Annotated in this window: 14 protein-coding genes; 4 read left to right on the top strand and 10 right to left on the bottom strand. The window is 69.0% G+C overall.

Annotated features, from left to right (window positions below; genetic code table 11):
* Positions 1-94: 94 nt before the first annotated feature.
* The 6 genes from A5780_RS40795 to pgsA all read right to left on the bottom strand — a co-directional run bounded on the left by A5780_RS40795 (position 95) and on the right by pgsA (position 4,742).
* Complete coding sequence (locus A5780_RS40795; protein WP_030513209.1) at positions 95-268, bottom strand: hypothetical protein; 174 nt, start codon at positions 266-268, stop codon at positions 95-97.
* Between the two features lie 203 nt (positions 269-471).
* A complete protein-coding gene (locus tag A5780_RS10235; RefSeq protein WP_104365956.1) occupies positions 472-1,269 on the bottom strand; it encodes a hypothetical protein in 798 nt (265 codons plus the stop codon).
* Positions 1,270-1,995: 726 nt separating this feature from the next.
* Positions 1,996-2,808: a phage shock protein PspA gene (gene pspA / locus A5780_RS10240; RefSeq protein ID WP_030513206.1), complete on the bottom strand. Its 813-nt coding sequence runs from the start codon at positions 2,806-2,808 to the stop codon at positions 1,996-1,998.
* A 219-nt stretch (positions 2,809-3,027) separates the two neighbouring features.
* Positions 3,028-3,399 (bottom strand): helix-turn-helix domain-containing protein, encoded by a 372-nt coding sequence (locus tag A5780_RS10245; protein ID WP_030513205.1) that lies wholly within the window; start codon positions 3,397-3,399, stop codon positions 3,028-3,030.
* 147 nt (positions 3,400-3,546) lie between these two features.
* The gene (locus A5780_RS10250) at positions 3,547-4,083 is read right to left on the bottom strand and encodes a CinA family protein (protein ID WP_369829515.1); all 537 of its coding nucleotides are present in this window, start codon (positions 4,081-4,083) and stop codon (positions 3,547-3,549) included.
* Positions 4,080-4,742, bottom strand: coding sequence for a CDP-diacylglycerol--glycerol-3-phosphate 3-phosphatidyltransferase (gene pgsA, locus A5780_RS10255; protein WP_227463066.1), 663 nt, complete (start codon positions 4,740-4,742; stop codon positions 4,080-4,082). The genes A5780_RS10250 and pgsA overlap by 4 nt, the downstream gene beginning before the upstream one ends.
* A gap of 119 nt (positions 4,743-4,861) precedes the next feature.
* Between pgsA and A5780_RS10260 the strand changes: the two genes are divergently transcribed.
* From A5780_RS10260 to A5780_RS10275, 4 genes are all read left to right on the top strand, one after another.
* The gene (locus A5780_RS10260) at positions 4,862-5,404 is read left to right on the top strand and encodes an amino-acid N-acetyltransferase (protein WP_064904197.1); all 543 of its coding nucleotides are present in this window, start codon (positions 4,862-4,864) and stop codon (positions 5,402-5,404) included.
* A 17-nt stretch (positions 5,405-5,421) separates the two neighbouring features.
* Positions 5,422-5,724: a YciI family protein gene (locus A5780_RS10265; RefSeq protein WP_063017419.1), complete on the top strand. Its 303-nt coding sequence runs from the start codon at positions 5,422-5,424 to the stop codon at positions 5,722-5,724.
* 64 nt (positions 5,725-5,788) lie between these two features.
* On the top strand, positions 5,789-6,199 hold the full coding sequence (locus A5780_RS10270; RefSeq protein ID WP_064904206.1) for a nuclear transport factor 2 family protein: 411 nt from the start codon (positions 5,789-5,791) through the stop codon (positions 6,197-6,199).
* Between the two features lie 36 nt (positions 6,200-6,235).
* Positions 6,236-6,661, top strand: a complete 426-nt coding sequence (locus A5780_RS10275; RefSeq protein WP_064908305.1) for a TIGR03668 family PPOX class F420-dependent oxidoreductase — start codon at positions 6,236-6,238, stop codon at positions 6,659-6,661.
* 16 nt (positions 6,662-6,677) lie between these two features.
* Here A5780_RS10275 and A5780_RS10280 read toward each other — a convergent pair whose 3' ends face one another.
* The 4 genes from A5780_RS10280 to dapA form a co-directional block, all read right to left on the bottom strand.
* A complete protein-coding gene (locus A5780_RS10280; protein ID WP_064908306.1) occupies positions 6,678-9,266 on the bottom strand; it encodes a DNA translocase FtsK in 2,589 nt (862 codons plus the stop codon).
* A gap of 114 nt (positions 9,267-9,380) precedes the next feature.
* Positions 9,381-10,004, bottom strand: a complete 624-nt coding sequence (locus A5780_RS10285) for a TIGR03085 family metal-binding protein (protein WP_030513197.1) — start codon at positions 10,002-10,004, stop codon at positions 9,381-9,383.
* Between the two features lie 130 nt (positions 10,005-10,134).
* Positions 10,135-12,195: a ribonuclease J gene (locus tag A5780_RS10290; protein WP_064908307.1), complete on the bottom strand. Its 2,061-nt coding sequence runs from the start codon at positions 12,193-12,195 to the stop codon at positions 10,135-10,137.
* Positions 12,192-13,100: a 4-hydroxy-tetrahydrodipicolinate synthase gene (gene dapA, locus A5780_RS10295; protein WP_063019211.1), complete on the bottom strand. Its 909-nt coding sequence runs from the start codon at positions 13,098-13,100 to the stop codon at positions 12,192-12,194. Before dapA ends, A5780_RS10290 begins: the two co-directional genes overlap by 4 nt.
* Positions 13,101-13,130 lie beyond the last annotated feature (30 nt).

The following is a 13,130-nucleotide window of genomic DNA, read 5'->3' on the forward strand; positions in this document are numbered from 1 at the left end:
CCGAAACGCTAACACGACCGGTTCCTCGGCTTCGCCGTCGCGAAACAGCAAGGGGCCGTTAGGTATTCGTACCGAACGGCCCGGGGTTGGCTCACTACAGTTTGGTGACCGTCGACTTGTTCGAGCCGGAGACGGCCTTGTACAGCAGGTACAGGCCGAAGACCACGACGCTGATCATCAGGATCGGGAACAACGCCTTGACCAGCGCGCCGATCACGATCAGCGCCAGCCACACGAGCGCGACGACGCCCAGAATCTTCCAGAACATGTCCATTCCTCCCGAAGGTTTCCGAACCGCCGTCAACGCGATCCGACTCCTCCATACTGTCAACTCGACGCCGGAAAATCACCAGGTCACAACCGATATCCGGGAAATATCAGGGTGAACCCCTAGGCGGATCAGCCGCGAGGATCGGCCCTGAACGCGGCGCCACCGGCCCCAGGGACCCGACGCCGCCGAGGAGCCCGCACTCAGTGCCGGTCGGCCAGGTCGGTGAGGGCCTGAGCCCAGCCGTCCAGTCGGTCGGCCGCCTCGCGCAGGGTGAACATGGCCCAGCCGAATTCGTCCGCCGGGGTCGGCGCTTCGCTCGCCCCGGCCGCCAGGATCTGACCGGCCGCGGCGACAAGCTGCTCGTATTCGGTCACGCCGGATTCCAGCCGGCCGACCATCGCGCCCGATTGCTGCCGCAATCCCGCCCCGGCATGCGAGGTCGCAACCACCGCGAGCGCCTTTTCCATCGCCGCGATATCCCCGGCGAGAGCGTGCAGGGCGGCCGCGCCGGATGCCGCGGTCGCCACGGTGTCGGCGAAATCGTCGGCCGGGATTCGCCCGCTCGCCTCGATCTGACGGCCGAGGGCGTGAAAGGCGCGTTCCGCCCGGACCAGCCGGGCGATGGGCGCCCGCGCCGCGGACTGCGCTGCGGGCAGCCGCCGGGGTACGAACGCCGCGGGCGGCAAGGGGTTTCGACGCAACTCCAGGTATCGGCGGGTGCTCACCGCGGCGCCGGTCACCAGCGCGGCCGCACCGCCACCGACCACCACAACCGCCCACACGGGCGCCGAGATCGCGACCAGTCCGGCCGTTCCCAGCGCGGTCACGCCCGAGGCCGCGCTCCAGCGGAGGCTGCGTCGCCGCACCCGCCGCCGGCGGCGAAGTTCACGCTCCCGCGGGTCGGCCCACTTCCGGACCGCATGCAAGGCGAATTCCCCGGCGTCGCGTAGCGTGCCCGGAACCCGCCCGGCGCGTGCGAGCGGCTCCTCCGCGGCCACGGTGTGGGCGATGGGATCGCGAAACGCACCTCGGCCAGGCGAACGACGGCGCTCGCGCGCATTCCCACCGGCTCCGCGTGATCCGGTGGGCGACCAAGCGGGCCCGCTGTCCGGCTCACGGATCTCGTGGTCGACGCCGTGAGCGCTCGGGTTCTCCGTGTCCGATGCGGGATCGACTATCGTCCGGCCGCCATCGGATTCGATATCGGGAGCCTTGCCACGCCGACGAGACCGACGACCGGACGGCGCTACACGACGACCGCGCAGAATCTCGCGCGCCGCACGGCGACGGGTGTTCACGTCTCGGCCCTCGGCCCGGGAGTTCCGGTCCGCGCCCGTGTCGTCCACCGCCTCGGACGATCGACTATGTGCACCGGCACCTTCGGGCTCGGCATACGCGGCGGATGTGGTCACGCCCGGCGGCGAGGGATCGTCGACGCCGGTCACCGCGTTCTCCTCGAAAGCCGGTGAAGGCGTGGCCGCAGCGGAAACCCGATGCCGCTCAATGGATTCGGCGATCGACTGCCACGCGGCGGCGTCGGCGACGGGCGGGGAGGTCGTCAGTGGCGTCCGCGCCGCATCGGCCGACGGTGCGGCGGAGGCGGGCGGCGCGGACGCGGCGCCGCGAGCGGATCGGGACCAGGGCCGCGCACGGGTCGGCGCGGGCTCGTTACCTGCCCGCGTTCGTCCCATCTGCCCAGCCTTCCGATCGACCCGCTACGCGCCTTACTGCTGCGCGGCCTGGCCCTTGTTCACCTGCGGCTGAGCCGGGTTGGCGATGGACTGACCGGCGGAGTCACCCGAGGGCAGCGCGTCGCCACGCATGGAGGCGCGGATCTGCTCGAGGCGGTTGTGGCCGGCCATCTGCACGCTGGCCTGCTGCACCTCCATCATGCGACCCTGCACGGTGTTCTGCGCGAGCTCGGCGGCGCCCAGCGCGTTGGCGTAGCGACGCTCGATCTTCTCGCGCACCGCGTCCAGGCTGGGGGTGCTGCCGGGAGCGGACAGCGTCGAATCCATCTGCTGCAGCGATGCGGAGACCTGCTCCTGCATCTTGGCCTGCTCGAGCTGGCTGAGCAGCTTGGTGCGCTCGGCGACCTTCTGCTGCAGCAGCATGGCGTTCTGCTCGACCGCCTTCTTGGCCTGGGCGGCGGCCTGCAGTGACTGGTCGTGCAGCACCTTCAGGTCCTCGACGGACTGTTCGGCGGTGACCAGCTGGGCCGCGAACGCCTCGGCGGCGTTGGTGTACTGGATCGCCTTGTCGGCGTCGCCGGCGGCATTGGCCTGATCGGCCAGCTGGACGGCCTGGCGCGCGTTGGCGTTGAGCTTCTCGACCTCGTCGAGCTGACGGTTGAGCTTCATCTCCAGCTGGCGCTGGTTACCGATCACCGACGCGGCCTGCTGCGACAGGGCCTGGTGTTGACGCTGGGCTTCCTCGATAGCCTGCTGAATCTGCACCTTCGGATCCGCATGCTCCTCGATCTTCGAATCGAAGAGGGCCATCAGGTACTTCCAGGCCTTCACGAACGGATTAGCCATCGATTGATCCCGCCTCCATCTGACTACGCCGCGCCCCAGCACGGCGGCGGTGCGCGACCGTCACGCACCCCTGTGTCCCTATCCTCCACGGCATCGGATCCGGGCTGCCGAACCACCCGTAACCGACGCTTACAGAGAATCTATCGGTTTCCGCTCCGTCGTACAGCCTTGCCGGCGCCGATCCGGCGCCGGCAGTTGTGATCGCCGGTTCGCGGCGAGTCACTTCGCTTGCACCAAGACCAGTTTCTCGGCCTTCGGGGCCGGAATCACGATCCGGGTGTCCTCGGCGATTCCCGCACGGGCCGACGCACTCGCGGCGGGCGCGGTGTCGGCGGTCTCCGTCGCGGGGGCCGGGGCGTCGGCGTCGGCCATGGTGGCGCTCACGTCGACCAGCACCTGCGACAGCGGCACGTCCAGCGCCTGGCAGATCGCGGCCAGCAGCTCGCTCGAGGCCTCTTTCCGGCCGCGTTCGACTTCGGACAGATAGCCCAGGCTCACGCGTGCCGACGTCGACACCTCGCGCAGGGTCCGGCTCTGGGCGATCCGAGCGCGCCGCAGACTCTCGCCGATGGCCTCTCGAAGCAGCGTCATCTCGTTCTCCTCACGTTCTCGCCTCACCGGGCCGAGCGCGACCGCCGTCGAGCGTGACGCACCCCTCCGTCTACAGTGCCAACGTCGCATGCCACCCCGTTGGTTCCCGTCCGCGGGAACCGATCGGCAGCCACCGGAAAGCCGTCGTCAGCCGGTGCCGGTGCGGTCGCCGCCACCGACGCGGCGCAGCAGCTCCGCGACGGCCGTACGAACCGCGCTCATCCTGATCGTCCACCGGTCCCCGGCCAGCTGCAACCGCACCACCTCGGTCCCTTCGGGCCCGCTCAGCCCCAGGAAGACGGTGCCGACCGCGCAGCCGTTCTGCGGGTCCGGCCCGGCGACGCCGGTCAATCCGATCCCCCAGTCGGCCCCGCACACCGTGCGCGCGCCGACGGCGAGCTGTTCGGCGGTTCCGGCCGCGACCGGCCCGTCCGTGGCCAAGGTGTCCTCGCTCACGCCGGCCAGGCGATGTTTGAGATCGGTGGCGTAGACGATCACTCCGCCGCGCAACACCACACTGGCTCCCGGCACCCCCGCGATGGTGGCCGCGAGCAAACCGGCGGTCAGGGATTCGGCGGTGGCCACGGTCTGACCGATGCGGGTCAGCGTCGCCACCAGTTCGCCGGCCTCGGGGACAGCGGCCAGCGGGTCGGCGGCGGCCACCTCGGTGCCCACCGTCGTCACCGCCGCTCGACCGGCCGCGCCCACAATCGGGCCGCCTGCACCACGTAATCCAGTCCGGTCACCACGGTCAGCACCACGGCGACATACATCAGCGCCATTCCGGCGCTCGCCCACGCGCCCGCCAGCGGCAGCAGCAGAACGGCGATCGCCACCGACTGCACCAGGGTCTTGGCCTTACCGCCGCGGCCGGCCGGAATCACGCCGCGGCGCACCACCGCCAGTCGCAGCAACGTCACGCCGATCTCGCGGGCACAGATCACGACAGTGATCCACCACGGCAGATCGCCCAGTGCCGACAACCCGATCAGGGCCGCACCGATCAACGCCTTGTCGGCGATCGGATCCGCCAATTTGCCGAAGTCGGTGACCAGTCCGTACTTGCGCGCGAGCTGTCCGTCGATGCGGTCGGTGATGGCCGCGACGCCGAACAGCGCGGCCGCGGCGATCCGCCACCCGGTGTCGTGGCCGCCGGCGGCGAACAGCGCCAGCAGGAAGATCGGCACGATCACGATGCGCAGGACCGTGAGAATGTTGGCGATGTTCATCAGTGGCACCGCGGACGGCTCGACCGTCCGCTTCGGTTGCGGCGGAACGAGATTCGCCCGCGCTCTGCCGGCCTCGGCCCAGGTCCGGTCCATGTCGTCGCTCTGCACGCTCACCGGCACCCCCGGCCGGAATGCACGCAGCCGCGGCCCCCGGCGGATCGAGGCAGGCGGGCGGACGAGATGTGCGGCACTCCACCAGACTATCGGTTAACGACCCGACTACTGTGCACCCCATGACGACGCGGGCACACCACACTGATTCGATCGGCGCCACCGGCCCCGGCACCGTGGTCGTCCGACGCGCCCGCACCTCGGATGTGCCCGAGATCAAAAGCCTCGTCGACGTCTACGCGGGCCGCATTCTGCTGGAGAAGAATCTCGTCACACTCTATGAGTCGGTCCAGGAATTCTGGGTGGCCGAGGCCGACGGGCGCCTGGTGGGATGTGGCGCATTACACGTGCTGTGGGCCGATCTGGGCGAGGTGCGTACGGTCGCGGTCCACCCCGACGCCAAAGGACAGGGCGTCGGGCGCCTGATCGTGGATCAGCTGATCGCGACCGCCCGCGAACTCCAGCTGCAGCGACTGTTCGTGCTGACTTTCGAGGTGGAGTTCTTTTCCCGGCACGGGTTCGCCGAGATCGACGGCACGCCCGTCACGGCGGAAGTGTTCGCGGAGATGTGCCGCTCCTACGACACCGGTGTGGCCGAATTCCTCGACCTCAGCTACGTCAAGCCGAATACCCTCGGCAATACTCGAATGCTGTTGACCCTCTGAATCTTTCGGGAGCTCGCGTGCCGATCTTCGCCGTCCACTACACCTATTCCGATGCCACCGCCGCCGGGCGAGACGAGCATCGGCCCCGCCATCGGGAATGGCTGTCGAATCTGGTCGACCGGGATGTGGTCCTGTCGACCGGGCCGTATGCCGACGGCTCCGGCGCGCTGCTGCTGTTCCGCGCCGACGATGCCGCGGCGTTGGAGGAGCTGCTCGCGGCCGATCCGTTCGCCCGGGAGGGGCTGATCGACGCGAAGCGATTCCTGGAATGGACCCCGGTGATGGGCGCCTTCTCGGCACAGGCGGCGCCGAACGCCTAGGCAGGCGCGGCGAAGCCCGCTACGATGCTCGGCATAGTCAACCAGTTGCATATGCGAGGTGGCGATGCAGGCATTCCGACAGGCCGTGGAGGCACGTGACAGCGCGGCGATCGAGGCGTTGCTCGCCGAGAACGTCGTGTTCACCAGCCCGGTGGCGTTCAAGCCTTATCCCGGCCGGGCCATCACCGCCGCGATTCTGCGCGGCGTCATGCGGGTCTTCGAGGACTTCCGTTACGTCCGCGAAATCACCGAGGGGCACGACTCGACGTTGATCTTCGAGGCGACGGTCGACGGTAAACATGTCACCGGTGCGGATTTCATCCACACCGACGAGGCGGGCCGCATCGACGATCTGATGGTGATGGTCCGCCCGCTTTCGGCGGCCAATGCCCTGGCCGCGGCGATGGGTGCGCAGTTCGAGCGCATCCAGGCGGAGGCGGCCGAGCAGATCCAGCGAGAGAACGCGCCGCTGTAGGCCACACCGCGCCGTCCGGCGATCTACCGTGAACCGGTGCGATTGGATCCCGATACGGCACTGACGCGAGCTCGCGCGGCCCGCGTTGCCCGGCTGGGTACGACCGATCCGACCGGCCGGCCCCATCTGGTGCCCGTGACCTTCGCACTCTCCCCGACGGGCCGCATCCTGGTCACCGCGGTCGATCAGAAGCCCAAATCGACGACGGATTTACAGCGGCTGCGCAATATCGCCGCCGAGAACCGGGTCTCGGTACTGGCCGACGAATACGACGAGGACTGGTCGCGGCTGTGGTGGGTCCGGCTCGACGGCACCGCCGCCGTCGCCACCGGCGACACCGAACGCGCGGAGGCGATCGCCTGGCTCACCGCGAAATACCCGCAGTATCGCGGCAACGCCCCGCGCGGACCGGTTATCCGGGTCGAGATCCGGACCGTCACCGGCTGGGCCTACACCGGGTGAGGCCTACGCCGGGAGCCTAGGCATCGATCGCATCGGGTTCGGCCGCCGGCTCCGCCTCTCCCCCGCCGCGGATCGAATACAGCAGTCCGTCCAGCTCATCGGGTTTGACGAGCACGTCGCGCGCCTTGGAGCCCTCGCTCGGGCCGACCACGCCGCGGGTCTCCATCAGATCCATCAGGCGGCCCGCCTTGGCGAATCCGACGCGCAATTTGCGCTGCAGCATCGAGGTGGAACCGAACTGCGAGGTGACGACCAATTCGACGGCCTGCAGGAAGACATCCAGATCATCGCCGATATCCGGGTCGACGTCCTTCTTCTCCCCGGCCTTGGCGGTGGTGACGCCTTCCTGGTACTCGGGTTCGGCCTGATTCTTGGCGAAGTCGACGACGGCCTGAATCTCCTCGTCGGAGATGAACGCGCCCTGCAATCGGGTCGGCTTGGACGCGCCCATCGGCAGGAACAGGCCGTCGCCCATACCGATCAATTTCTCCGCACCCGGCTGGTCCAGGATGACGCGGGAGTCGGTGAGCGAGGACGTCGCGAACGCCAGCCGGGAGGGGACGTTGGTCTTGATCAGACCGGTCACCACGTCCACCGAGGGCCGCTGGGTCGCCAGCACCAGATGGATGCCGGCCGCGCGCGCCTTCTGAGTGATGCGCACGATGGCGTCCTCGACGTCGCGCGGCGCGGTCATCATCAGATCGGCCAGCTCGTCGACGATCGCCAAAATGTAGGGGTAGGGCCGGTACACGCGCTCGCTGCCCAGCGGCGTGGTGATCTGGCCCGATTTCACCTTCTTGTTGAAATCGTCGATGTGGCGGACCTTGCTGGCCTGCATGTCCTGATACCGCTGTTCCATCTCCTCCACCAGCCAGGCCAGCGCGGCGGCGGCCTTCTTGGGCTGGGTGATGATGGGCGTGATCAGATGCGGAATGCCTTCGTACGGTGTGAGTTCCACCATCTTCGGGTCGATGAGGATCATCCGGACCTCGTCCGGAGTGGCGCGGCCCAGCAGCGAGACCAGCATCGAGTTGACGAAACTCGACTTACCCGAACCGGTGGAACCGGCGACCAGCAGATGCGGCATCTTCGCCAGATTCGCGGAGACGAATTCGCCCTCGATGTTCTTGCCGAGGCCGATCACCAAGGGGTGGTGGTCGTTTCGCGTGGACGGCGCCTTGAGCACATCGGCCAGCCGGACCAGTTCGCGGTCGGCATTGGGCACCTCGATACCGACCGCCGACTTGCCCGGAATCGGTGCGAGCAAACGCACATTCTCGGTGGCCACCGCATAAGCGATATTGCGAGCCAGGGCGGTGATCTTCTCGACCTTCACACCGGGGCCGAGTTCGACCTCGTAGCGGGTGACCGTCGGACCGCGCACGAAACCGGTGACCGCCGCGTCGATCTTGAACTGCACCAGCACCTCGGTGATCGCTTCGATCATCGATTCGTTGGCGGCGCTGCGCTTCTTCGGCGGATCACCGTCGGTCAGCAGGGTCAGCGGCGGCAGCTGATAATCCCCGTCGACCTCGCGGTCGGTGACGAATTCCAGTTGCTGCGGAGGCTGCGGCTCGGGTGTCTGGTCGACGACCTTCGGCGGCTTGCGCGTCTTGGGTTTGCTTGCGGGGGGCGGTGTTTCGTCCGGCTCGGCGATATCCTTCGCATCGCGCAACGGCGGTTCGCCGAGAACCTCGGTGACGGCGTCGGCGCCACCGAATTCGTCGGTCGGATAATTCTCCGCCGGGGTGCGGCCACGCCGCGAGGAACGGCTCTTGTGCATCGGAAAGCCGTCGGCGTCATAGTTTTCCGGGTCGTAGAGCCCGTATTGCCCGTCGTCGTCGCCGTATTCGGGATCGGGCAGGCCGAACAGTTCACGCAGCCGGTGCGGGACCTCGCGCACGGTCGTCCCGGTCACCAGCAGCAGTCCGAAGAGCATGGCCAGCAACAGCAGCGGCACCGCCAGCCACGCGGTGAGCCCGTTGCGCAGCGGCCCGCCCAGCACATAGCCGACGAAACCCGCCGCATGGGCGCGCCCGTGCGCGTCGGCCGGCGCGCCCGCGAAGATATGCCAGATTCCGAGCGCCGGCAGTCCCACCAGCAATCCGCCGAGCACCAGCCGGGGCCGGATCTCGGGCCGCGGTTCGGTGCGCATGAGCACCACCGCGATACCGGAGGCCACGAACGGCAGCACGGCCGCGGCGGATCCGGCGATCGCGCGCACCGCGGTGTCGACCCAGTGACCCACCGGGCCGCCCGCCGACATCCAGACCGCCGCCGCGATGACGACGCTGAAAGCGACCAGCGCCAACGCGATTCCGTCGCGGCGGTGACCGTGTTCGATCTCCCCCGCGCGGCTGATGGTGCGGGTGGTGGCGCCGAATCCGCGCGCCAGCACCGACCAGCCGTTGCCGATACCGCGTCCGAGCACCGCCAGCGGCGCGGTCTGCGGTGACCGGCGCACCGGCCGGCGGGTCGCGGTGGTGCGGCCACGCGGCGCCGATCGGGCGCGTCCGCCTCCCGAGCGAGTCCGCGCCGGAGCCCGCCCCCGGGTGGATCCCGCCCGCGAACTCGACGTCGTGGTGCCGCGGGACTTACCTGCCATGACCTCAGGCTAGCCGCAACAGCCCCATCGGGACCATCCGCAACACCCATCCCAACCACATCATTGCCGACCTCACAACGCCGTCAGCGGCCGGAAACGACGCGTGCGAAGGCCTCAGACGCTGCGATCGGAGGCGAAGACCGCGGCCACATCGTCCACCCCGCCGGCGGCATCGATGCGGACCTCGTTGCGCCCGAATGCGTGAAGCAGCAGTTCGGAGGGCTGCCCGGTGAGTACCACCGCATCGCCGCCGACGTTGTGCGCCGTCACGCGATCACCCTCCGGCGTCGCCAGCACGACGGTGACCGGGGATTTGCGATACGCCATCCGCGCCATCCGCCGCGTCGCCGACCACAACTTGCGCTCGTCCTCGGCCGACAAGGTGCGGGGCTTCCACTCCGGGTCGGCGCGGCGCACGTCCTCGTGGTGGACGAACATCTCGGTCAGGTTGACCACGGCGTCGACCGGCTTCAGCGGCGACCACCACGGCGGCCCGGTGCGGATCTGCTCCAGCAGTTCGGTGAACGGCTTCTCGGACACCTTCGCCTGCACCGAATCGAGGTATCCCGCAAGGGGTTTCAGCAGAATCCCCGGCGCGGCCGCGGGATGGCGCTCCCGTACCACCAGATGCGCGGCCAGATCGTGCACCGTCCAGGTACCGCACAGGGTCGGGGCGTCGGGACCGACCGCCGTCATGGTCGACACCAGGGCCCGGCGTTCCCGTTGAGCCATACTCATGGGCCGAGCGTAATGGTTCCGAGCCCGGTGGAGGTAGGCAGCGTCACCCCGCAGGTGTCCCTGCGCTTCATCGGCACTGCGCAGCGGCCCCGCCCGGGCTCATCGCTGCGGGCGGGGCCACATCGAAGGATCAGACGCCCATGACGGTCGGCACGATCATCGGGCGGCGGCGGTAGGTGTCGGCGACCCAGCGGCCCACCACGCGCCGCACGCCCTGTGCGATGCGGTGCGTATCGGTGACACCCTCCCCGGCCAGGCGCAGCAGTTCGGCCTCCACCAGCTCCTGCGCACCCAGCAGCGCACCCGGATCGTCGGAGAAGCCGCGGCCGCTGACCTCGGGCGTGCTGACCGCCTTACCCGTGGTCTCGTCGACGACCACGGTGATCGCGATGAAACCGCCCTCACCGAGCACCAGACGGTCCGACAGCGTCGATTCACCCACGTCGCCGACCGACAAACCGTCGACGTACACCTGCCCGACCGGATAGCGGCCGACGATCGAGGCGATGCCGTCGACCAGGTCGACCACCACACCGTCCTCGGCGAGCATGACCCGTTCCTCGGGCACGCCGGTCGCCACCGCGAGCGCGGCATTGGCGCGCAGATGCCGCCACTCGCCGTGCACCGGCATGGCATTCGTGGGGCGGACCGCGTTGTACAGGTAGAGCAGCTCACCGGCCGAGGCGTGCCCGGAGACGTGCACCTTCGCGCTCTGCTGGGTCACCACGGTGGCGCCCAGCCGGGCCAGGCCGTTGACCACCGCGAACACCGCGTTCTCGTTGCCCGGGATCAGCGAGGAGGCCAGCACCACCAGATCGTCGGCTCGGATGTTGATCTGACGATGGTCGCCGCGCGCCATCCGCGACAGCGCCGAGAGCGGTTCGCCCTGCGAGCCGGTGGAGATCAGCACCAGTTTGTGCACGGGCAGATTCGCGGCCTGATCCAGATCGACCACGATGCCCTCGGGAATGTTCAGATACCCGAGATCCTGCGCGATCTGCATATTGCGGACCATCGAACGACCGACGAAGCACACCCGGCGGTTGTAGCGCTGCGCCACGTCGACGACCTGCTGGATGCGGTGGACGTGGCTGGCGAAGGAGGCCACGATGACGCGGCCCTTGGCCTTGCCGATCACACTGTCGAGGACCGGGCCGATCTCCCGTTCCGGAGTGACGAAGCCGGGGACCTCGGCATTGGTCGAATCGACCAGGAACAGGTCCACGCCCTCGTCGCCGAGGCGGGAGAACCCGGCCAGGTCGGTGAGGCGGCCGTCGAGCGGCAACTGATCGAGTTTGATGTCACCGGTGTGCAGGGCCAGTCCGGCCGGCGTGCGCACCGCGACCGCGATGGCGTCGGGAATGGAGTGGTTGACCGCGAAGTACTCGCAGTCGAACGGGCCATGGGTGGTCCGCTGGCCCTCGGTGACCTCGATCAGCTTGGGCTGCAGGCGATGTTCGCGGCATTTCGCGGCCACCAGCGCGAGCGTGAATTTCGAACCGACGACCGGGATGTCGGGACGCAGCCGCAACAGGAACGGCACCGCGCCGATGTGGTCCTCGTGCCCGTGAGTCAGCACCACGGCGGCCACCTCGTCGATCCGGTCCTCGATCGGCCGGAAGTCGGGCAGGATCAGGTCGACGCCGGGCTGCTGATCCTCGGGGAACAACACACCGCAGTCGACGATCAGCATCGCGCCGTCGTATTCGAACACGGTCATATTGCGGCCGATTTCACCGATGCCGCCGAGGGCGTAGACGCGCAGGCCCTGCTTCGGCAGCTTGGGCGGCAGCCCGATCGGCAATGCCGACGAAACCGGTTGCGGCGCAGCCTGTTCCGTACGACCGCGGCCCGACTGGCGGCCCCGGCCGGAACGCCGGGAACGGCCCCGGTCGCCGGTCTGCTCGCCGCGCTGCGCGGGAGCCGATTCGCCGCGCTGTGGCGCGGGAGCGGTTTCGCGCTGGGCCGCGGGAGCGGATTCGCGTCGCTCAGGGGCGGTCCGGCGCTCGACGGCCGGTTCGGCGGCGCGCGCGGGCTCCGGGGGCGGCGCCTGTTGCGTCGCGGGCGCTGAAACCTCTTGCACCGCAGGCGCTTCGGGTTCCTTGCGCGGCGCGGGCGGCGGCGCCGGAGCCGGCGCTCCCGCCGCTCGGCTCGCGGTCCGGCGCGGACGACGGTTCACCGGTTCACTCATGCAAGCACTCCCGCCAGCCGCAGTTCGGCGACGATCGATTCCAAGTTCACACCCACGGGCATCAGCTGCGGCAGCCTCGGCTCGCCGACTTCCATTCCGAGCAGTCGCAGCGAGGATTTGATCAGGGCCACGCCGCCGACGCGGGCCATCGCGCGGTTGACGGGCAACAGACTGGCGTTGATGTCACGGGCCAGCGTCACCTCACCGGCCGCGTACGCGTCGCGCAGCTGCACCAGCCGCTCCGGCACCAAATGCCCGATCACGCTGATGAATCCGACCGCGCCGACCGACAACCACGGCAGGTTGAGCACATCGTCACCGGAGTAGTAGGCCAGTCCGGTGTCGGCGATCAGTTCCGCCCCCGCGCCCAGGTCGCCCTTGGCGTCCTTCACCGCGACGATATTCGGATGTTCGGCCAGGCGACGCAGCGTATCCGGGGCGATCGGCACGATCGACCGCGGCGGAATGTCGTAGAGCGTCACCGGCAGATCGGTGGCATCGGCGACGGCGGTGAAATGCGCCAGCAGGCCTTCCTGTGACGGACGCGAGTAGTACGGCGTCACCACCAGCAAACCGTGCGCACCCGCACGCTCGGCGTTGCGAGCGAGCTCGATACTGTGCGCGGTGTCGTAGGTGCCGGCGCCCGCGATGACGGTGGCGCGGTCGCCCACGGCGTCGACGACGGCGTGCAGCAGGTCGAACTTCTCCGATTCGGTGGTGGTCGGCGATTCCCCGGTGGTGCCGGAGATGGCGAGCAGGTCGACACCGCGGTCGACCAGGCGTGCGGCCAAGGCGACGCCGGAATCGACATCGAGCTTGCCCTCGGCGGTAAAGGGGGTCACCATCGCGACACCGACCGTGCCGGACGCGCGCAGCTCTCTTCGCGTCGATTCACCGTTCGTCATGGTCAGAAAGGCTACCCGGTCGCGGAGACG

Source organism: Nocardia sp. 852002-20019_SCH5090214 (assembly GCF_001665865.1).
GTDB classification, from domain to species: Bacteria; Actinomycetota; Actinomycetes; order Mycobacteriales; family Mycobacteriaceae; genus Nocardia; species Nocardia nova.

What these genes read in the sequence shown, in the direction of transcription:
- A5780_RS40795 (WP_030513209.1), bottom strand. Translation starts at nt 268, where the DNA reads ATGTTCTGGAAGATTCTGGGCGTCGTCGCGCTCGTGTGGCTGGCGCTG.
- pspA (WP_030513206.1), bottom strand. Translation starts at nt 2,808, where the DNA reads ATGGCTAATCCGTTCGTGAAGGCCTGGAAGTACCTGATGGCCCTCTTC.
- A5780_RS10245 (WP_030513205.1), bottom strand. Translation starts at nt 3,399, where the DNA reads ATGACGCTGCTTCGAGAGGCCATCGGCGAGAGTCTGCGGCGCGCTCGG.
- A5780_RS10260 (WP_064904197.1), top strand. Translation starts at nt 4,862, where the DNA reads ATGACGACGCGGGCACACCACACTGATTCGATCGGCGCCACCGGCCCC.
- A5780_RS10270 (WP_064904206.1), top strand. Translation starts at nt 5,789, where the DNA reads ATGCAGGCATTCCGACAGGCCGTGGAGGCACGTGACAGCGCGGCGATC.
- A5780_RS10280 (WP_064908306.1), bottom strand. Translation starts at nt 9,266, where the DNA reads ATGGCAGGTAAGTCCCGCGGCACCACGACGTCGAGTTCGCGGGCGGGA.
- A5780_RS10285 (WP_030513197.1), bottom strand. Translation starts at nt 10,004, where the DNA reads ATGAGTATGGCTCAACGGGAACGCCGGGCCCTGGTGTCGACCATGACG.
- A5780_RS10290 (WP_064908307.1), bottom strand. Translation starts at nt 12,195, where the DNA reads ATGAGTGAACCGGTGAACCGTCGTCCGCGCCGGACCGCGAGCCGAGCG.
- dapA (WP_063019211.1), bottom strand. Translation starts at nt 13,100, where the DNA reads ATGACGAACGGTGAATCGACGCGAAGAGAGCTGCGCGCGTCCGGCACG.